This window comes from Plantactinospora solaniradicis, assembly GCF_042658085.1.
Taxonomy (GTDB): Bacteria; Actinomycetota; Actinomycetes; order Mycobacteriales; family Micromonosporaceae; genus Plantactinospora; species Plantactinospora solaniradicis.
Genome location: NZ_JBHSPR010000001.1, coordinates 620,628 through 639,966 on the forward strand (window position 1 = coordinate 620,628; position 19,339 = coordinate 639,966).

General features: G+C 71.4%; 19 protein-coding genes and 1 pseudogene. 11 read left to right on the forward strand and 9 right to left on the reverse strand.

Annotation, left to right across the window (positions count from 1 at the left end; translation table 11 throughout):
• Positions 1 to 180 precede the first annotated feature (180 nt).
• Positions 181 to 756 (forward strand): O-methyltransferase, encoded by a 576-nt coding sequence (locus ACFP2T_RS02835; RefSeq protein ID WP_377417861.1) that lies wholly within the window; start codon positions 181 to 183, stop codon positions 754 to 756.
• An 86-nt stretch (positions 757 to 842) separates the two neighbouring features.
• Here ACFP2T_RS02835 and ACFP2T_RS02840 read toward each other — a convergent pair whose 3' ends face one another.
• The 3 genes from ACFP2T_RS02840 to ACFP2T_RS02850 all read right to left on the reverse strand — a co-directional run bounded on the left by ACFP2T_RS02840 (position 843) and on the right by ACFP2T_RS02850 (position 2,880).
• Entirely contained in the window at positions 843 to 2,357 is a 1,515-nt protein-coding gene (locus ACFP2T_RS02840; RefSeq protein ID WP_377416889.1) for a leucyl aminopeptidase, read from the reverse strand.
• 164 nt (positions 2,358 to 2,521) lie between these two features.
• Positions 2,522 to 2,689, reverse strand: coding sequence for a DUF3117 domain-containing protein (locus ACFP2T_RS02845; RefSeq protein ID WP_007455245.1), 168 nt, complete (start codon positions 2,687 to 2,689; stop codon positions 2,522 to 2,524).
• Between the two features lie 11 nt (positions 2,690 to 2,700).
• Entirely contained in the window at positions 2,701 to 2,880 is a 180-nt protein-coding gene (locus ACFP2T_RS02850) for a hypothetical protein (protein WP_377416891.1), read from the reverse strand.
• Here ACFP2T_RS02850 and ACFP2T_RS02855 point away from each other — a divergent pair.
• The 4 genes from ACFP2T_RS02855 to ACFP2T_RS02870 all read left to right on the forward strand — a co-directional run bounded on the left by ACFP2T_RS02855 (position 2,879) and on the right by ACFP2T_RS02870 (position 7,164).
• Positions 2,879 to 3,703 carry a PaaX family transcriptional regulator gene (locus ACFP2T_RS02855; protein ID WP_377416893.1) on the forward strand — a complete coding sequence of 275 codons (825 nt, stop codon included), beginning with the start codon at positions 2,879 to 2,881 and terminating at the stop codon, positions 3,701 to 3,703. The two genes, ACFP2T_RS02850 and ACFP2T_RS02855, sit on opposite strands and share 2 nt — an antisense overlap.
• Positions 3,700 to 4,488, forward strand: a complete 789-nt coding sequence (locus tag ACFP2T_RS02860; RefSeq protein WP_377416895.1) for an enoyl-CoA hydratase-related protein — start codon at positions 3,700 to 3,702, stop codon at positions 4,486 to 4,488. The genes ACFP2T_RS02855 and ACFP2T_RS02860 overlap by 4 nt, the downstream gene beginning before the upstream one ends.
• Positions 4,489 to 4,590: 102 nt before the next feature.
• Positions 4,591 to 5,898, forward strand: a complete 1,308-nt coding sequence (locus ACFP2T_RS02865; protein WP_377416897.1) for a DUF1800 domain-containing protein — start codon at positions 4,591 to 4,593, stop codon at positions 5,896 to 5,898.
• Positions 5,899 to 5,916: 18 nt separating this feature from the next.
• Entirely contained in the window at positions 5,917 to 7,164 is a 1,248-nt protein-coding gene (locus ACFP2T_RS02870) for a DUF1501 domain-containing protein (RefSeq protein ID WP_377416899.1), read from the forward strand.
• A gap of 117 nt (positions 7,165 to 7,281) precedes the next feature.
• On the opposite strand, the gene ACFP2T_RS02875 is transcribed toward ACFP2T_RS02870, so the two are convergent.
• From ACFP2T_RS02875 to ACFP2T_RS48095, 4 genes and pseudogenes are all read right to left on the reverse strand, one after another.
• Positions 7,282 to 7,878 (reverse strand): hypothetical protein, encoded by a 597-nt coding sequence (locus tag ACFP2T_RS02875; protein WP_377416901.1) that lies wholly within the window; start codon positions 7,876 to 7,878, stop codon positions 7,282 to 7,284.
• Positions 7,879 to 7,962: 84 nt separating this feature from the next.
• The gene (locus ACFP2T_RS02880; protein ID WP_377416903.1) at positions 7,963 to 8,553 is read right to left on the reverse strand and encodes a DNA-3-methyladenine glycosylase I; all 591 of its coding nucleotides are present in this window, start codon (positions 8,551 to 8,553) and stop codon (positions 7,963 to 7,965) included.
• Between the two features lie 75 nt (positions 8,554 to 8,628).
• Positions 8,629 to 9,099 (reverse strand): SRPBCC family protein, encoded by a 471-nt coding sequence (locus tag ACFP2T_RS02885; protein ID WP_377417863.1) that lies wholly within the window; start codon positions 9,097 to 9,099, stop codon positions 8,629 to 8,631.
• Positions 9,100 to 9,901: 802 nt separating this feature from the next.
• Positions 9,902 to 10,259 (reverse strand): annotated as a pseudogene (locus ACFP2T_RS48095) (DivIVA domain-containing protein); the annotation flags it as partial.
• A gap of 171 nt (positions 10,260 to 10,430) precedes the next feature.
• On the opposite strand from ACFP2T_RS48095, the gene folP reads away from it, so the two are divergent.
• Positions 10,431 to 11,300, forward strand: a complete 870-nt coding sequence (gene folP / locus ACFP2T_RS02895) for a dihydropteroate synthase (RefSeq protein WP_377416905.1) — start codon at positions 10,431 to 10,433, stop codon at positions 11,298 to 11,300.
• 45 nt (positions 11,301 to 11,345) lie between these two features.
• Here folP and ndhC read toward each other — a convergent pair whose 3' ends face one another.
• On the reverse strand, positions 11,346 to 11,726 hold the full coding sequence (gene ndhC, locus ACFP2T_RS02900; protein ID WP_196200289.1) for an NADH-quinone oxidoreductase subunit A: 381 nt from the start codon (positions 11,724 to 11,726) through the stop codon (positions 11,346 to 11,348).
• 350 nt (positions 11,727 to 12,076) lie between these two features.
• On the opposite strand from ndhC, the gene ACFP2T_RS02905 reads away from it, so the two are divergent.
• Positions 12,077 to 13,924, forward strand: coding sequence for a 2-oxoacid:acceptor oxidoreductase subunit alpha (locus ACFP2T_RS02905; RefSeq protein WP_377416907.1), 1,848 nt, complete (start codon positions 12,077 to 12,079; stop codon positions 13,922 to 13,924).
• Positions 13,917 to 14,951, forward strand: coding sequence for a 2-oxoacid:ferredoxin oxidoreductase subunit beta (locus ACFP2T_RS02910; protein WP_377416909.1), 1,035 nt, complete (start codon positions 13,917 to 13,919; stop codon positions 14,949 to 14,951). Before ACFP2T_RS02905 ends, ACFP2T_RS02910 begins: the two co-directional genes overlap by 8 nt.
• Positions 14,952 to 15,032: 81 nt before the next feature.
• Here the strand turns inward: ACFP2T_RS02910 and ACFP2T_RS02915 are convergent, their stop codons facing one another.
• On the reverse strand, positions 15,033 to 16,085 hold the full coding sequence (locus ACFP2T_RS02915; RefSeq protein ID WP_377416911.1) for a potassium channel family protein: 1,053 nt from the start codon (positions 16,083 to 16,085) through the stop codon (positions 15,033 to 15,035).
• Between the two features lie 256 nt (positions 16,086 to 16,341).
• On the opposite strand from ACFP2T_RS02915, the gene ACFP2T_RS02920 reads away from it, so the two are divergent.
• The 3 genes from ACFP2T_RS02920 (at position 16,342) to ACFP2T_RS02930 (ending at position 19,184) form a co-directional block, all read left to right on the forward strand.
• Positions 16,342 to 16,584, forward strand: coding sequence for a hypothetical protein (locus tag ACFP2T_RS02920; RefSeq protein ID WP_377416913.1), 243 nt, complete (start codon positions 16,342 to 16,344; stop codon positions 16,582 to 16,584).
• Between the two features lie 159 nt (positions 16,585 to 16,743).
• Positions 16,744 to 18,417, forward strand: a complete 1,674-nt coding sequence (locus tag ACFP2T_RS02925; RefSeq protein ID WP_377416915.1) for a glycoside hydrolase family 10-like protein — start codon at positions 16,744 to 16,746, stop codon at positions 18,415 to 18,417.
• 215 nt (positions 18,418 to 18,632) lie between these two features.
• The gene (locus ACFP2T_RS02930; RefSeq protein ID WP_377416917.1) at positions 18,633 to 19,184 is read left to right on the forward strand and encodes a phospholipase; all 552 of its coding nucleotides are present in this window, start codon (positions 18,633 to 18,635) and stop codon (positions 19,182 to 19,184) included.
• The last annotated feature ends 155 nt before the right edge of the window (positions 19,185 to 19,339 follow it).

The following is a 19,339-nucleotide window of genomic DNA, read 5'->3' on the forward strand; positions in this document are numbered from 1 at the left end:
GGCTCATACCCGCAACCCCGCCCGGTCCACTTCCCCCGCAGCCCCACCAAGCGCCATGCCCAGCCTCGCCGCCCCGCCATCCCTGCCGCCCGGAGGTGCCCCATCGCCACGGTCGCCCGGTCAGTCAGCACGACGACCGCCCAAGCACTCCAGTTCGCCGAAGCGTACGTCGCCGAGGATCTGGTCCTGCGCACCGCTCGCAGTCTGGCCACCGAGGTCGGTCTCGGCGCAGTCACCCCCGGGACGGGCGCGACGCTGCGGTTGCTGGCCGCCGCCGGCAGCGCGCGGGCGGTGGTGGAGATCGGTACCGGGACCGGGGTGAGCGGCCTCTGGTTGCTGCGAGGGATGCGCGCCGACGGCATCCTCACCACGATCGACGTGGAGACCGAGCACCAGCGGATCGCCCGGCGGATCTTCCAGGAGGCGGGCTTCGCCTCGGGGCGTACCCGGATCATCACCGGCCGGGCGTTGGATGTGCTGCCCCGGCTCGCCGACGGGGTCTACGACCTGATCTTCGTCGACTCGGAGGTCGCCGAGTACAGCGCCTGCGTCGAGGCGGCGACCCGGCTGCTGCGGCCCGGCGGGGTCCTCGCGCTGCACGGCGCACTGGCCGCCGGCCGGATCGGCGACCCGGCGGCGCGGGACGTCGAGACGGTGACCGTGCGGGAGGTGGCCAAGGCGATCCGCGAGTCGGAGGAGTGGATCCCGGCGCTGCTGCCCACCGGCGAAGGTCTGCTGGCCGCCGTCAAGCGCTGACCGCACGCCGGGCGGCTCCGCGCCGCGCGGCTACGCGACCGCGCAGGCGGCGCGGCTACGCCGTCCGACGGCTCGGGCGGCCGGCCCTACCCGGGCTGGGTGGCCAGCCAGCGCAGCAGTGTGCGTACGCCCCAGCCGGTCGCGCCCTTGACCAGTTCGCCGTCGTTCCCCTCCGCCCACGATGGCGCGGACATGTCCAGGTGCAGCCAGCGGTCGCGCAGGTCACCGGTGAACTCGCGCAGGTACATGGCGGCGACGACGGATCCGGCGCCCTGGGTCGGTGCGCTGTACAGATCGGCGATCTCGCTGCCGAGGTACTCCGCGTAGTCCACCGGCAACGGCATCCGCCAGGCCCGTTCGCCGGCGGCTCCGGCCGCCGCCAGCACCGCGTCGGCGAGTTCGTCGCTGTCGCTGTAGAGCGCGGCGGTCCGCTTGCCCAGCGCGACCGAGTTGGCTCCGGTGAGGGTGGCCAGGTCGATCAGCAGATCCGGCTCCAGCCGGTCCACGGCGTACGCGAGCGCGTCCGCGAGCACCAACCGGCCCTCGGCGTCGGTGTTGGTGCTCTCGCTGGTCAGTCCGCCGTAGTGCCGCACCACGTCGCCCGGCCGGTACGCCGAGCCGCTCGGCATGTTCTCGGCGAGCGGCGCGAGTGCGGTCACCCGGACCGGTAGGCCGAGCGCGGCGGCGCCGACGGTGGCCGCGATCACCGCGGCCGCCCCGCCCATGTCCTTGCGCATCAGTTTCATGCCGTCGCGCGGCTTGATCGAGACGCCGCCGGTGTCGAAGGTGATGCCCTTGCCGACCAGCACCACGTGGGTCCGCGCGTCGGCGGGCCGCCAGCTCAACTCGACCAGTCGGGGTTCCTGGGCCGAGCCGCCGCCGACGGCGAGGATGCCGCCGAAGCCCTCGGCGGTGAGCCGGTCCGGCTCCCGGACGTCGACGGTCAGTCCGGCGTGCCCGGCCGCCGCCGCGATCACCTGGTCGGCGAACCAGGCGGGTGTCTTGCGCGAAGACGGCATGTTCGTCAGGTCCCGGGCGAACCGGGTCGACTCGGCGACCACCCGGGCGGTGTCGAGGGCCGCCCGGTAGGGCTCCGGGTCGGCGACCGCGAGCAGCACCTCGGCGAGCGCGGGCGGGCCGGCGGGACCATCGTCCGAGGCGGCCATCCGGAACCGGTACGACGCCAACCAGAGCCCTTCGGCGAGCCCGCGTACGGCCTCCGGACGAGCATCGATCGGCATCGCTATAGTGATCGAACTCTCACGTACGGCGGCTCGGGCGACGCCCGCGCCGGCGGAACGCCAGCCGGCCTCGTCGCCGTCACCCACCCCGACCAGCAGGAGCCGGGCGGGGGTGAGCAGCGGCCGGATCGACCGGTGCACCGTGCCCGCCGCGCCGGGCTGATCGAGGTACGGCAGCAGCGCGGTCGCCTCGGCGGTCAGGTCGGTGGGCAGGTCCAGGCAGGTGGGTACGAGCGTGCCCGGCGCCTCGGTGGGCCCGGTCGCCCCGTCGGCGGGCTGAGCCGGCCCCTCGGCGGGCCGGACCGGCAGCACCAGGGTGTCGACCTCGGTGGGATCGACTACCAGACGGATCGACAGCACGCCGACGCTACCTCCAGACGATCGTGGATCAGGACAGGGCGGCGACCACGCGGCCGTACCCCGGGACCGGGCATCACGACCCTGGGCCACCGGCAGCGCCGGTGGCCCAGGGCTGATGGACTCCGCCGGGTGCCAAGCGGCACCCGGCGGAGTCGTCGTTTCTCTTAGCCGGCGGCGGCCTTCAGCGCGTCACCGAGCGCGTTGGCCTCGTCGGGAGTCATCTCGACGACGAGCCGGCCACCACCCTCCAGCGGAACCCGCATGACGATGCCCCGGCCCTCCTTGGTGACTTCCAGCGGACCGTCGCCCGTCCGCGGCTTCATCGCCGCCATGTTGTCTCCCCTCAGACCTTCACCAGGGTCGGTGGGTTGCCCCACATCCATTTGGTCAGCATCACCGCGCTCAAGGCCGCGGTGCCGACCAACGATTTTCCCTGATGAACACCGCCGAGCCCAAACCGAACCAGCACTGATGTAACAGCATCTAGCATATCTTGAGAAGGGGTGTCACAATGTGCGGTCATGCAGGCACGGTCGGCACTCTTCGACCTGTATGGCGACTACCTCCGTTCCCGGGGCGGTCGCGCACCGGTTTCCGCGCTGGTCAAACTACTCTCCCCGCTGGGGATCGCCGCACCGGCGGTCCGTACGGCGGTTTCGCGGATGGTTCGTCAGGGTTGGCTGCACCCGCTCCGACTCAGCGCTGGACCGGGTTATCTGCTCACTCCAAGAGCCGCCCGGAGATTGGACGAGGCCGCTGCCAGAATCTACCGAACCACCAAAATCGGGTGGGACGGGCGGTTCGACATGATCGTGCTCGAAACAGCGACAAATCGCCGCGACCGCCAGCGCCTCGCCGCCAACCTGAGTTACCTGGGTTACGGCATGCTCGACGAGCAGAACTGGGTCGCCACCCGCCCCGGTGAGGACGTGGACGGCCTGCTCACCGAGGCCGGAGTGCGGTACGAACGGTTCACCGCCGCACACACCGCCGGCACTCCCGGTGCGATGGGGGTGGTCCGACGGGCCTGGGACCTCGACGAGATCGCCAACGCGTACCAGGAATTCGTCTCCGGCCAGCGCCCACTGCTCGCCTCGGTGACCGTACGCAGCTGCGACGAGGACGCGTACGCCGCCCGGTTCAGGCTGGTGCACGCATGGCGTACCTTCCTCTTCCGGGACCCGCAACTGCCCCCCGCGCTGCTGCCCGAGCGGTGGCCGGGGACCAGCGCGGCGGCGTTCTTCGACCGGCACGCCGCCCGGCTCCGCCCGGCTGCCGACCGATTCGTCGAGCAGTGCCTCGACAGCTCCAGCCGGATCGCCCGACAGAAGGGTCCACGACCGTGACCGAATCGTTGCTCATCGACCGCTCCGATTCGGTGGTGACGCTGACCCTCAACCGTCCAACCGCGATGAACGCACTGGACGTCTCGCTGAAGGAGGCGCTCCGCGACACCCTCGCCGAACTGGAGCACGACCGGTCCTGCCGGGCGGTGGTGCTCGCCGGTGCCGGAGCGGCCTTCTGCGCCGGTCAGGACCTGCGGGAACACGCGGCGACGCTGGAGTCCGGCAACACCGATCCGCTGGGTACCGTCCGGATCCACTACAACCCGATCGCGGCCCGGCTGGCCAGCCTGCCCAAACCGGTGATCGCGGCGGTACGCGGCATGGCCGCCGGAGCCGGCGCGTCGCTGGCCTTCCTCGCCGACTTCCGGATCGGCGGTCCCAGGACGAGCTTCCTGCTCGCCTTCGCCAAGGTCGGCCTGGCCGGCGACACGGGCGCCTCCTGGTCGCTGCCCCGCCTCGTCGGCCACGCCAAGGCGGTCGAGCTGCTGATGCTCGCCGAGCCGGTCGGTGCCGACGAGGCGCACCGACTCGGCCTGCTCAACCGGTTGGTGGACGACGAACTGGTGCTCCCCACCGCGCAGGAGCTGGCCGCCCGGCTCGCGGCGGGGCCGACGGTGGCGTACGGGGCGATCAAGCGGCAGCTCTCGGTCGGCGACGCGGGCACCCTGTCGGAGGCGTTGGCCGCCGAGGCGCAGGCGCAGGCGATCTGTGGCGCCACCGCCGACCACCGGGCCGCCACCGCCGCGTTCGTGGCCAAGCGCCGGGCGGCGTTCGAGGGCCGCTGACCGGGCCGGGCCTGAGGCAGGACCGAGGGCCGGGGACGAGGCAGACCCGGCCCGATCCTGATCTTTACGAGCCTCGTACATCGGTGTCCTATGGTTCGCGGCATGGTCGATCGGGACGCTGTCGCACACCTGCTGCGCCGCGCCACCTTCGGGCCCACGGCCGCCGAGGTGGACGCGGCCGAACGGGACGGGGTGGCGGCGACGCTGGACAGGCTGCTCTCCCCGACCGGGCGTGACGCCGGTGCGGCGGCCACCCCGGCACCCCGGCTGGGCGCCGACCCCTTCGCCGGCATCGACAAGAAGCCCAGCCGGGAGCAGCGCCAGCAGGCGCAGCGGGAGCGGGCCGAACAGGCCCGGCGGTTGGCCGACTGGTGGCTGGACCGGATGGTCGCCGCCGACCACCAGTTGACCGAGAAGCTGGTCTTCTTCTGGCACGGACACTGGGCGACCAGCGTCCGCAAGGTCAAGTCCGCCCAGCTCATGCTCGGTCAGCTCGACACGTTCCGGGCGCACGGCCGGGACGGATTCGAGACGCTGGTCCGGGCGATGGTCCGGGACCCGGCCCTGATCCTGTGGTTGGACGGTCAGAAGAACACCCGGGCCGCCCCGAACGAGAACCTGGCCCGGGAGCTGATGGAGCTGTTCACCCTCGGCATCGGCAACTACACCGAGGCGGACGTGAAGGCCGGAGCGCGGGCGCTGACCGGCTGGCAGGTCGACCGGGGCGCGGCGAAGGCCAGATTCGTGCCCCGCCGGCACGATCCCGGCGAGAAGACGATCCTCGGGCAGACCGCCGCGTTCGACGCCGACTCGTACGCCCGGCTGCTGGCCGCCCGACCCGAGGCCGGTGCCTTCGTCGCGGCCCGGCTCTGGTTCCGGTTCGCCGGCAAGGACACCGCACCGCCGGACTCGTTGGCCGCCGCCGCGACCGGCGGCACCACCGGGACCCTGCGGGCGATCTTCACCTCTCCGGCCTTCGCCCAGACCCGCGGCCAACTGGTCAAACAGCCGGTGGAGTGGATCGTCGGCGCGATGCGTCAGCTCGGGGTCCGGCCCAGCAGGCTGGCCGAGAAGGAACGCAAGGAGCTGTCCAACCGGCTGGCCGGGATGGACCAGGTGCCGCTGCGCCCGCCGAGCGTCGGCGGCTGGCCGGCCGGCGAAGCCTGGCTGACCACCTCGTCGTTGCAGGCCCGGATGCGCCTGGCCACCCTGCTCGCCGGGGCGGCGACACCGGCCGTCGTCCAGGGACTCTCCGCCGCGCCCCAGGCCGGACGCCCGGACGCGCTGGCCCGGCTGCTCGTGGTGGACCGCTGGACCGCCCGTACCCGTACCGCCCTGGCCGCCCTGGCCGACAACCCGGAGCGACTGCTCGCCGCCGGGTTGATCAGCCCCGAGTACACCGTCTGCTGACCGGGAGGCGACGAACGAATGGACATCCTGACCCGGCGCAAATTCCTGATCGCCAGCGGCGTGACGGGAGCGGGCGCGCTCGCGGCCGGCGCCACGGCGTACGGCCTGTCCGACCTGTTCGACACGGCCGGTGACCGCGACCAGGACAGCCGTACGCTGGTTCTGGTCACCCTGTACGGCGGCAACGACGGCCTCAACACCGTCGTCCCGTACGCCGACCCGGCCTACCACGACGCCCGCCCCGAGCTGGCGTACTCGGCCGAGGAGGTGAAGCGGCTGGACGACCAGGTCGGGCTGAACCCGGCGCTGACCGGATTGCACGGGCTGTTCACCGCCGGCCGGCTCGCGATCGTCCGGGGTGTCGGCTATCCGACACCCGACCGCAGCCACTTCCGCTCGATGGACATCTGGCAGACCGCCCGACCCGACCGACCCGAGCACACCGGCTGGCTCGGCCGCTGGCTGGACGGGGCGGGCGGGGACCCTCGGCTCGCGGTGTCCTTCGAGCCGACCCTGCCCCCGCTGCTGGCCGGTGCCCGCAGCGCCGGAGCGGCCGTACCGGTCACCGGGCGGCAGGCCCGCCGCCCGTTCGGCGACAAGACGCTGGCCTCGCTCGCGGCGGCGGAACCGGGCGAACCGGCTGGCCAGGCCCGGGCGGCGGCCTGCTTCGCCGACCTGCGCGCCGTGGACGAAATGATCACCGAGGTACGCGAGGCCGCGGCCGAGGAGGCCGAGAACGCCGACGCCGAGGAACAGCCGGCGGCAACCGCCACCGGCGGTGCGCGTAGTTCGCTCCAGGCCCAACTGGACCTGGTCGCGCAGTGTGTCGAGGTGGGCGTGTCGAGCCGGGTCTTCTCGGTCTCACTGGGCGGCTTCGACACCCACGCCGACGAGAAGCAGCTCCAGGCCGTACTGCTCGGTCAGGTGGACCGGGCGCTGTCCGGCTTCCTCGACCGGATGGCCCGCACCGACGCCGGCCGCAAGGTGGTGGTGGCGGTCTACTCGGAGTTCGGTCGGCGGGTCCGGGCCAACGCCTCGGACGGTACCGACCACGGCACCGCCTCGGACGTCTTCCTGATGGGTGCCGGAGTGCGCGGCGGCCTGTACGGGGAGGCACCGAACCTGACCGAGCTGGACGACGGCGACCTGCGCTTCACCACCGACTTCCGGGACGTCTACGCGACGCTGCTGGAACGGGTGCTCGACACCGACCCGGGCCAGGTGCTGGGCCGCTGGCCGGGCCGACTGCCCGACGTACTGGCCTGACTGGGCTCCCCACCAGTCGGCCTGGCGGCCGCCCGAGGCGCCGACCCTGGCGGTCGCCCTCGGGCTGCCGGCCGGGTCCGAGCCGAGCCAGCCGGGTCCGAGCCGGCCGAAGACCGCTCAGTCCTCCTCTTCGGGATCCTGGTTGGCCTCGACGCCGAGCACGAACGCCTGCATCGCGAGTTCGTCGTCGACCGGGGCGACGAAGGCGGGCAGCTCCCGTGGCCCCAACTCCTGCACGTACGCCCAGAACAGCCGGACCGCCTCGGCCGGTGACGCCGCCTCGATCGGGATGTCGAGGCTGACCAGCCAGCCCCGGCGATCCGGCGCCGGTCCGATCCGTCCGGCCAGTTCGTGGTAGACCGCCGGGTCGATCCGGGTCACCGGGCCGTCGAGGGCGAGCCGGTCGGCCGGCACCGGCGCCTCGAACACCTGCCGGGTGTACGTCACCGCCAGCGCGGCGCCCTCCTCCGGCCCGGACTGCGGATCGTCCGGATCCCGCTCCTGGATCCCGTCGGCCGCCACCACCCGGCCGAGCGCCACCACGGAGGGCGGCTGCTCGTCGCGTACGACCAGCACGGGGTCGCCCGGACCGGGCCGGACTCCGCCGCCCAGGCCGGTCAGCTCCAGGGTGTCGTGGTGGAACAGCCGCTCGGCCTCGTACCGCTCACCGGGGATGACCACCGCCCACGCTCCGGCCGGGCCAGCCTCGCTCATGCCGGCACTCCGCCGCGCTCCGACCCGCCCCGCGGCTCCTGCCCGCCGAGCCGGTCGGTCCGCTCATCCCACTGCCTCATCCGGTTATCCCATCACGGCGGCGGCCGGCGGCTTCACGTGGCAACCGTCGAGATGGTCGTCCACCATTCCGGTGGCCTGCATCAGCGCGTAGGCGGTGGTGGGTCCGACAAAACGGAAACCCCGCTTCTTGAGCGCCTTCGCCATGGCGGTCGACTCGGTGGTGATGGCCGGCACCGAGGCGAAGGACCGTGGCCGGGTCGGCCGGGCGGCGGGGGCGAAGGACCAGAGCAGCGTCGCCAGCCCGTCCGGAAGCTCCAGTGCGGCCCGAGCGTTGGCGATCGCCGCTTCGATCTTGGCCCGGTTCCGTACGATCCCGACGTCGTTCATCAGCCGGGCGACGTCCGTGTCGTCGTACCGGGCGACGGTCGCCAACTGGAATCCGTGGAAGGCGGCCCGGAAGGCCGGTCGTTTCCGCAGGATGGTGAGCCAGGAGAGGCCAGACTGGAACGCTTCCAGGCTCAGCCGCTCGTAGAGGGCGTCGTCGCCGTGCAGCGGCCTGCCCCACTCCTCGTCGTGGTAGGCGGCGTAGTCGGGCGTGCTGGCGCCCCAGCCGCAGCGGGCCAGGCCGTCGACGCCGGTCACCAGATCAGTCACGGCAACAACGGTAGGTCAGGGCCCCGACAACCTGCCGCCGACCAGGCACCCCGGGGACGGCGGTAGGGAAACCGGTCAGGGCAGCCGGCCCTGCTCCACCAGTCGGGCGAACCGCTTCAGCGCCTGGGTGAGACCGACCTTGGAGCCGGGCCAGAGCACCGGCCAGGCCAGCCGGGCGGCCGGACCGCCGGGCAGGTGGAACCACTCGTGCCAGACCACCTGGGTCCGGTCCCGGTCCATCTGGGTGCAGCGCAGTACCCCGGGGCCGCGCAACAGGCGCCCGCAGTGCACCACCCGTACCTCGTACGGCGGGTCCATCCGGACCACCCGCATCTCGTCGCGGAGCACGGCCGGCCCGACCGACGTGACCGCCTCGACGAGGCTGCCCTCGCCGCCGTCGCCCTCGACCAACCGGACCCGGGTGAACGGAATCCAGTCGCCCTGGCGCTCCCAGGCGGTCAGGGCGGCGAACACCCGGGGCGCCGGGGCGGCGACGATGACGGTCGCGGTGACCTCGCCGGCACCGGGCTGGGCCGCCGCCCGCAGTCCCTCCGCCCCGTCCGGGTCCGCGCCGGACGCCGGAACCGCTCCACCGTTCGGATCCCAGCCCTCGCCGGGACCCGAGCCGCCGCCGGGACCCGAACCGTTCGCCTCCGGACCGCTCTGCCCGCCTGGCCCGCCTGGCCCGCCTCGGCCGCCTGGCCCGCCTGGCCCGCTGGGGCCCATGGCGCTCACTTTCGCTCCGACTGCTCCGCCGGTCCGCTCGGCTCCGCTGGCCCGGACGCCCGCATCGGTCGCCGGACCGGCTTCGTCGCGGCGTTCTCGTCCCCGGTCCCGTCCTCGGCCGTCGCCCCGGCCGGCCCCGGTGCCCCGGACGACTGCATCGGTCGGGTCAGCACCGTAGCGGTGTCGTCGTCGGCCTCGACCTCGGTGGCCGGCCCGGTCGCCGCCGTCTCCGACCCCGCGGCCGCGCCGGCACCCGGTCGCACCACCTGGGTCGGCGCCGCCAGCTCGCCGTCCTCGGTCTCGATCACCGATCCGCCGGACCGGATCGGTCGGGTCGCCGCCGCGGCGTCGCCGTCCTCGTCCGGCCGCTCGTCCCCGGCACGGTCGGCCGCCCCGGTACGGTCCACCGGCCCGCCGCGATCGGCCGGTTCGACACGATCGGCCGGTTCGAGCGGACCGGGTGCGGCGGGGCCGGGCCCGGCGGTGACGGCCGTGTCAGTGGCGGTGGTGGCGGCGTAGGCCGACGGGGCGCCACCGGTCGGCTCGTCGTCCACCGGTCCGGGTCCCGTTCCGAGGGGCCGGGCGCCGGCGGCCGGCGCGGCGGCGGACACCCCGGCCGGCGCCAGGGCTGCCTCACGGGCCCGGCGTAGCGCCTCGGCGTCGGGGAGGCGCCCCTCACGCAGCGCGGTGACCTCCGCCTGAAGAACCCCGATCAACTCGTCCTTGTAGCCGATGTCGTACGCCGCCCGGCGCAGCGCCTGGTCAACCTGGCCCATCCGGTAACCCCGGACGGCCGTGTCGAACCGGACCTGCCCGACGTCGGTCTCCAGCAACGGCCGGTTGCCGGGCAGTGGCACCGCCCGACCATCGGGCTCGGCGGTCCCCAGCCCCTGATCAGAGCCGGTAACCAGCACCGTTACGCCGAAGACCACCGCCGCGACGGTCAACGCCACGACCAAGAGGAGCAGAACCTGACCCATCCGCCGATGGTGGCATGGCGAGGCGGGCGGGGCGACCCCGCCACCCCGCTGAATATTCGCCGGACGTGAACCCGGCCCACTACCCGGGACATCGACCGGGCCGCCCTGACCGGTACGACGGTACGTCGCCGACTAGCGTCAGCAGCGCGGGAAAATCGACAGGAGGACCGGATGGCGAACGGGCTTCGGCTGGGGCGGCGCACGTTCGCGCCCGGGGAACTCGCCGTGATGGCGATCGTGAACCGCACTCCGGACTCGTTCTTCGATCGCGGCATGACCTTCGCCGCCGACAGTGCGCTGCGCGCCGTCGAGCAGGCCGTGGCCGAGGGCGCGGAGATCATCGACATCGGTGGGGTGAAGGCGGGGCCGGGAAACGAGGTCGACGTACCGGAGGAGATCCGCCGGACCGTGGGCACCATCGCCGCGGTCCGGGCCGAGTTTCCCGAGCTGGTGATCTCGATCGACACCTGGCGGGCCGAGGTCGCGGTCGAGGCGGTCGCCGCCGGAGCGGACCTGCTCAACGACACCTGGTCCGGCGCCGACCCGGCGCTCGCCGAGGTCGCCGCCGCGACCGGGGTGGGTCTGGTCTGCTCGCACGCCGGCGGGTTGAGCCCGCGTACCCGCCCGCACCGGGCGGCGTTCGACGACGTGATGACCGACGTCCTCCAGACCGTGACCGGGCTCGCCGACCGGGCCGTCCGGCTCGGGGTACGCCCCGACGGCATCCTGATCGATCCCGCGCACGACTTCGGCAAGAACACCCGGCACTCCCTGGAGATCACCCGGCGCCTGGCCGAGATGTCCGACACCGGCTGGCCCGTACTGGTGGCCCTGTCCAGCAAGGACTTCATCGGGGAGACCCTGGACCTGCCGGTCGACCAGCGGCTGGAGGGCACCCTGGCGGCGACCGCGGTGTCGGCCTGGCTGGGCGCCCGGGTGTTCCGGGCCCACCAGGTCCGGCCGACCCGGCGACTGCTCGACATGGTCGCGTCGATCCGGGGCGACCGACCGCCGACCGTGTCCCGGCGCGGGCTGGCCTGACCGGCGGCGGGCCCGGGCCGCACCGTCGGCCGGGTCAGATCGGCGTCACTGGGTCCAGCGGAGGATGTTCTTGCGCCAGGCGTAGAGGATGCCGAGGGCGAGCACCCCGACGAAGACGGCCATCTCGACGACCGTGGTGACGCCGAAGCCGGGCCGGTCGAACACCACGGCCCAGGGAAAGAGGAACACCGCCTCGACGGCGAAGAGGACGTACAGGTAGGCGTAGACGTAGTAGCGGATCTGCATCTGCGCCCAGTCGCTACCGACCGGATCGAGTCCGCACTCGTAGCTGGTCCGCTTGCCGACCGGGTCGGCGGGGCGGGCCGGTCGGAGCACCCGGTTGGCGGAGAACGCCCCGACGAAGACCAGTACGCTGGCGAGCAGCAGCAGCCCCAGCGTCGCGTACGACCCCAGGTATCCGGTCATGCCCGGCAGCTTACCGGCCCCTGGGGCCACGTCGGGTTCCCGCGGATTCCCGGTCCAGTTTCCGCCCCGCAGAATTCGGCGTCCGAAATTCGGTGATCTGGATAACGACACAGGTTTCCGGGTGGGGCGAAAGCACGCTAATACTCCCATCACAGCGTCCCATACGACGGACCTTGGGCAAGGATCACCTAACGATCGACGTAGGCTCTGCAATGAAGGACTGGAGCGGGCCCGGCCCCTCACCACCGCCAACCCGCCACCGGCGCTCAAGGAGGACACGTGGCCGAGCAAGGCGAGGTCACCCCTGAGCTCAGCCTGTCCCACCGGGCTGAGCGAAGCGAGGTGCAGCTGTGAGCAAGCAGGTCCAACAACTGGATCGGGTGGTCATCCGGTTCGCCGGGGACTCCGGCGACGGTATGCAGCTCACGGGCGACCGATTCACCTCGGAAACCGCACAACTGGGCAACGACATCTCGACGCTACCCAACTTCCCCGCGGAGATCCGCGCCCCCGCCGGCACGCTGCCCGGGGTGTCGAGCTTCCAGGTGCACTTCGCGGACTACGACATCCTGACCCCCGGCGACGCGCCGAACGTCCTGGTCGCGATGAACCCGGCCGCGCTGAAGGCCAACCTGGCCGACCTGCCCCGCGGCGCCGACATCATCGTGAACACCGACGAGTTCACCAAGCGCAACCTCGCCAAGGTGGGTTACCAGGCCAGTCCGCTCGACGACGGCTCGCTGGACGGCTACGCGCTGCACCCGGTCGCGCTCACCTCGATGACCGTACGGGCGCTGGCCGAGCACGACGTCTCGAAGAAGGACGCCGAGCGGGCTAAGAACATGTTCGCGCTCGGCCTGCTCTCCTGGATGTACTCCCGTCCGTACGCCTCGACGATCCGGTTCCTGGAGCGCAAGTTCGCGGCCCGGCCGGAGCTGGTCGCGGCCAACACGGCGGCGTTCAAGGCCGGCTGGAACTTCGGCGAGACCACCGAGGACTTCGGCGTCCGGTACGAGGTCAAGCCGGCCAAGATGAACCCGGGCACCTACCGGAACATCACCGGCAACGCCGCGCTCTCGCTGGGCCTGGTCGCCGCCGGTGTCCGGTCCGGGCTGCCGGTGTTCCTCGGCGCCTATCCGATCACCCCGGCCTCGGACATCCTGCACGAACTGAGCAAGCACAAGCGGTTCGGCGTCACCACGATGCAGGCCGAGGACGAGATCGCGGCCATCGGGGCGGCGCTCGGCGCGTCGTACGGCGGGGCGCTCGGCGTCACCACCACCTCCGGCCCCGGTGTGGCGCTCAAGGGCGAGACGATCTCCCTCGCCGTGGCGCTGGAGCTGCCGCTGGTGATCGTCGACGTGCAGCGGGCCGGACCGTCCACCGGCATGCCGACCAAGACCGAGCAGGCCGACCTGAACATGGCGCTGTACGGCCGGCACGGCGAGGCGCCGATCGCGGTGATCGCCCCGCGCTCGCCGTCCGACTGCTTCTTCGCGGCTCTCGAGGCGGCCCGGATCGCGTTGACCCACCGGACCCCGGTGATCCTGCTGTCCGACAACTACGTGGCCAACGGCTCCGAGCCGTGGCTGCTGCCGGACGTGGACTCGCTGCCGGACCTGCGGGTGGAGTTCGCCACCGAGCCGAACGGCGAGGACGGCAAGACCTTCCTTCCGTACCTGCGCGACCCGGCGACGCTGGCCCGGCCGTGGGCGATTCCCGGCACGCCGGGCCTGGAACACCGGATCGGCGGCCTGGAGAAGGCCGACAAGACCGGCGACATCTCGTACGACCCGGCGAACCACGACTTCATGGTCCGGACCCGGGCGGCCCGGATCGAGGCGATCAAGGTGCCGGACGTCGAGGTGGAGGATCCGGACTCGGACGCACGGGTGCTGGTGCTCGGCTGGGGATCGACGTACGGGCCGATTGGCGCGGCCTGCCGTGCGCTGCGCCAGCGCGGCCTGCCGGTGGCCCAGGCGCATCTGCGACACCTGGCCCCGCTGCCGGCCAACCTCGGCGAGGTGCTGGGCCGGTACGAGCGGGTGGTGATCCCGGAGATGAACCTCGGTCAGCTGGCCCACGTGATCCGGGCCCGTTACCTGGTCGACGCGATTCCCTACAACCAGGTCCGAGGACTGCCGTTCACCTCCACCGAGCTGGAGAGCATGCTGGAGGAGGTCGTTAAGAATGCCTGAGCCTGTCGCCCTCAAGCTCACCACGAAGGACTTCAAGTCCGACCAGGAGGTGCGCTGGTGCCCCGGCTGCGGGGACTACGCGATCCTGGCCGCGGTCCAGTCGTTCATGCCCGAGCTCCAGATTCCCCGGGAGCGGACGGTCTTCGTCTCCGGCATCGGCTGCTCGTCCCGGTTCCCGTACTACATGAACACCTACGGCATGCACTCGATCCACGGCCGGGCACCGGCGATCGCCACCGGGCTGTCGGTGTCCCGTCCGGACCTGTCGGTCTGGGTGGTGACCGGTGACGGCGACGCGCTGTCGATCGGTGGCAACCACCTGATCCACGCGCTGCGCCGGAACGTCAACCTCAAGATCCTGCTCTTCAACAACCGGATCTACGGGCTGACCAAGGGGCAGTACTCCCCGACGTCCGAGGTCGGCAAGGTCACCAAGTCGACCCCGGTCGGCTCGGCGGACTCGCCGTTCAACCCGCTGTCGCTGGCCCTGGGCGCCGAGGCGACCTTCGTGGCCCGGACCATCGACTCGGACCGCAAGCACCTTCAGTCGGTGCTCCGCGCCGCCGCCGAGCACGAGGGGTCGGCGTTCGTGGAGATCTACCAGAACTGCAACATCTTCAACGACGGCGCGTTCGACGAGTTGAAGGACCCGGGTACCCGGGACGACTACCTGATCCGGTTGGAGCACGGTCAGCCGATCACGTTCGGCAAGGACGGCCAGTTCTGTGTCGTACACCCGCCGGGCGCGTTCGGGCTGGAGGTACGGGAGACGGCCGGTGTGCCGACGGACGAGATCGTCGTGCACGACGCGACGGTGGACGAGCCGGCGTACGCCTTCGCGCTCTCCCGGCTGCCCGGCTTCGACCTGCGGAACACCCCGATCGGGATCTTCCGGGACGTGCGTCGTCCCTCCTACGACAGCATCGTCCAGACCCAGGTCGCCTCGGCCCGGGCCAAGGCCACCGGTACGCCGGAGGAGCAGCTCGCCGGCCTGCTGAGCAGCGGCGACACCTGGACGATCCTCTAGAGCACCCGCTGGCCCGACCGAACCCCGACCCGCTGACCGGCGCACTCGCCGGTCAGCGGTTCCGGTCAGCGGGCCCCTCGGTCAGCGGTTCTGGTCCGAGCCCCGGTCGGCCGCGCGGTCGGTGTGCCCGTTGCCGGAACTGGGCCGGTCGTCCCGGACGTACACCAACATGTCGCCGGTCTCGATGGCGGTCGCGGCCTGGTCCGCCAGTGAGACCACCTTGCCGCGCCGAACCAGGGCGATGACCAGTGCCTCCAGCTTCCGTGGCGAGACGCCGACCTCGTCCCGGCTGGCCGAGCGCATGGCCAGCGCCATGCCCTGGCCCGGGGTGAGCAGGTCCTCCACCACGTCGATCAGCGGCGGGGCGGAGGTGGAGACGCCGAGCAGTCGACCGGCGGTCGCCGACGAGACGATGACGTGGTGCGCCCCGCTCTGCCGGAGCAGCGGGGCGTTCTCCGCCTCCCGGGCGGCGGCGATGATCCTGACCTGCCCGGCGGTGAGCTGGCGTACGGTCAGGGTGACCAGCACCGAGACCTCGTCGCTGTCGGTCGCGATGATCACGGATTTCGCGTTCTTGACGTGTGCCTCGTTCAGCACCGACGACCGGGTGGCGTTCCCCTCCACCACCACCAGTCCGGCCGAGGTGGCCTGTCGGACCGCCGCGGAACCGCGCTCGACGACGATGAGCCGCTGCTTGTCGAAGCCGGTTTCGAGCAGTGCGGAGATGGCGCTACGGCCCTTGGTGCCGTAGCCGCAGATGATGACGTGGTCCTTCACGGTCCTCCTCCACCGCGTCAAGCGGAGGCTGGTGCGGTACTGCTCGGTCAGGACTTCCAGGGTGGTGCCGACCAGGATGATCAGGAACAGCACCCGGGCCGGGGTGACAACCAGCACGTTGACCAGCCGGGCGCCTCTCGTCACCGGCGTGATGTCGCCGTATCCGGTGGTCGAGAGGGAGACCACCGCATAGTAGAAGGAGTCGAGCAGGGTCAGCCCGTCCTCGTTGACGTCGCGGTAGCCGTCCCGGTCGAGGTAGACGACGCCGACGATCAACAGTACGAGACCGAGCGCGGCGAGCAGCCGAACACTCAACGCCCGTAGTGGCCCCCGGCGTACGGCCGGAAAGTGGATCACGACGCACCCTGCCTCATCGCCGCCCCCGCCCGCACGCCCACAACATAGCCCGGATCATTCCACCGCGATCGCCCTCGTCCCGGATCGGGTCCCATCGGGGTGGCACGGCTTTCCGGCTTGCCATGCATACGGGTGAAATTTTGGTTAGATAGATTGCGCTGGGTACCGCTGGATATGCACTCTGTGACGTCAGATGCGGTCATACCCGGCCCCATCCACCGCGCCCACCACATCTCCCACGCCGCCTGGAGGTGCCGTGACCACGCTGCCCACAGTTCCCGACCTGGCCACCGGGACAGTACTTCAGCTCGACAAGGAAGACTGGCGGTACGGCGGTCGTCCACTCCGGTTGCGGGTCGATCGGGTCCTGCACGACATCTCGCACTACTACCAGGACGAGTGGGTCTGGATCGTCGGCGAGCAGCTCGACCACGAGGGGGCGGCGCAGGGCCGGATCGAGGCGTTGGTCCGGGTCACGGCACTGCGGGGACGCGATTGATGGTCGTACGTCGTCCGTCCACGGTCCATTGAGGGCTTGCGCGCGACGCGAGCGGTGTGAAAATTTCCTTCCAGCGGCATAAACGCATCGGCACAAACCGCCGAGGGCGGGGCCGCCGTGCCCACCCGTCACCGGGAGCCCAACGAAGGGACGCACCGCATGAAGCCATATCGGCTCAGAGCCGCCGGGCTGGCCGTAGCGCTGCTCGGCTCGCTCGCCGCCGTCGCCGCGCCCGCGACCGCCGCGCCAATAGCTGACACCGCCACCGCCACCGGAGCCGTCACGACCGGCACGGCCGGTTGCTCGACCGACCCCGCGACACCCAAGCGGCAGTTCCGGGCCATGTGGATCGCCAGCGTTGTCAACATCGACTGGCCCACCAAGGCGTCCTACACCGCCCCGGACCGGATCGCCGCACAGAAGGCCGAGTACGCCGGGTGGCTCGACCTGGCCGAACGGCTCAACCACAACGCCGTGATCGTGCAGGTTCGACCGACCGCCGACGCGTTCTGGCCGTCCCCGCACGAGCCGTGGTCGGAGTACCTGACCGGGGTACGCGGACAGGACCCGGGTTGGGACCCGCTGGCGTACCTGGTCACCGAGTCGCACAAGCGCAACCTCGAATTCCACGCCTGGTTCAACCCGTACCGGATCTCCATGCCGGACGGCGCCGGCGCCGACGTCAACAAGCTGGCACCGGGACACCCGGCCCGGAACAACCCGGACTGGGCCGTCGCCTACCCGGTCAACGCGGCCGGCTCGCGGCTCTACTACAACCCGGGCATCCCCGAGGTACGCCAGTTCGTCCAGACCGCCATGCTGGACGCGGTCAAGCGGTACGACATCGACGGCGTGCACTTCGACGACTACTTCTACCCGTACCCGGTGGCCGGGCAGGACTTCGCCGACCAGGCCACCTTCGAACGGTACGGCGCCGGCTTCGCCAGCAAGGCGGACTGGCGGCGGAACAACATCGACCTGCTGGTGCGGGAGATGGGCCAGCGGATCAAGGCGGTCAAGCCGTGGGTGAAGTTCGGGGTCAGTCCGTTCGGCATCTGGCGTAACAAGGCGGCCGACCCGCTCGGCTCGGAGACCAACGGCACCCAGTCGTACGACGCCAACTTCGCCGACACCCGCAAGTGGGTCAAGGAGGAGTGGATCGACTACATCGTGCCGCAGGTCTACTGGAACATCGGGTTCACCGTGGCCGACTACGCCAAGCTGGTGCCCTGGTGGTCGGAGGTGGTGGCCGGCACCCGGGTGCAGCTCTACGTCGGGCAGGCCGACTACAAGATCGCCGACCCGGCCCAGCCGGCGCCGTGGCAGGACCCCACCGAGATGTCCCGGCACCTGACCTTCAACCGGGACTACCCGCAGGTGGCGGGGAACGTCCACTTCAGCGCGGTCCAGGTCCGGGCCAACCGGCTCGGCGCCACCGACGTCTACGCCGCCGCACACTACTCCCGGCCCGCCCTGATCCCGACCATGTCGCACCTGCCGGCAAAGCCCCTCATGTTCCCGGTGCTGACCGGCGCCGCCCGGCAGGACGACGGGGTCAGGCTGCGCTGGTGGCAGCCGGCCAACGGGCTCGGGCCGTTCGGCACCGCGACGTCGTACGCGATCTACCGGTTCGACGGGCTGAGCCTGGCAGGTACGTGTGGTTTCGCCGACGCCGGCCACCTTGTCGGCACCGTCCGGGCGACCGGTGGATCGACCCAGTCCTACCTGGACGACACCGCCGAGCCCGGCCGGCGGTACAGCTACTACGTGACCGCGCTCGACCGGCTGGCGGGCGAGAGCCAGCCCAGCCCACCGTGGTTCGTCACACGCTGACCTGGGCTTACCGGGCCTGACAGGCGAATGCTCCGGGGTTCGACACCCGGAGCATTCGCCTGTTCTGGCGCCTGTCAACGAAAATAAAGCTTGCGTAGAGATCGGCGGGCAACGATTCCTCCAGACTGTCATTCATCTAGATCACCCGATCGGTGACAGTCCGTCCCCGCTCCGGGCACCCTCACGAGGGGTGCCCCTCGTACCGGAGGTAACTCATGCCCCGTCGCCTGCTCACCACCCTGGCGGCCAGTACGTTGGCCGTACTGGCGATCCTCGGTTTCGCCTCGCCCGCCGCCGCCGTCACCCTGGAGCAGAAGCTCTCCGTCCTGTCGAACTGGACCCAGACCAGCGTCGGCAGCTACAACGCCTGGAACTCGGCCCGGACCAATCAGGGCGCGTGGGCCGAATACGCGTTCAACTGGACCACCGACTACTGCTCGTCCAGCCCGGACAACCCGCTCGGATTCAACTTCGAGCTCTCCTGCTACCGGCACGACTTCGGATACCGCAACTACAAATCCGTGGGTCAGTTCGACCCGAACAAGGCCCGGCTGGACAGCGCCTTCTACGAGGATCTGCGGCGGTCCTGCGCGACGTACAACGCTTTCGTCCGGCCAGCCTGCTACAGCCTCGCCTGGACCTACTACCAGGCCGTACGAGTATTCGGCTCCGTGATCATCGCCCAGTCGGAGCTGGACAAGGCGGCGAAGCTCAAGGCCGAGGGCGAGCGGCAGGCCGCGGCGGCAGCAGCGGCCTCGGCTCGCTGACCTCCGTACCGAACGCCTGATTCGCTTGGGACCGGCGCCGGTTGCCGTCGGCGCCGGTCCCAAGCTGGTTACGGATAATGTCGAGGCGCGGTTTCCGCCCGGCCCAGGCACCGCGCGTACTTCTCCGCCGGGACCCCTCCCGGCGCCGGGCCGAT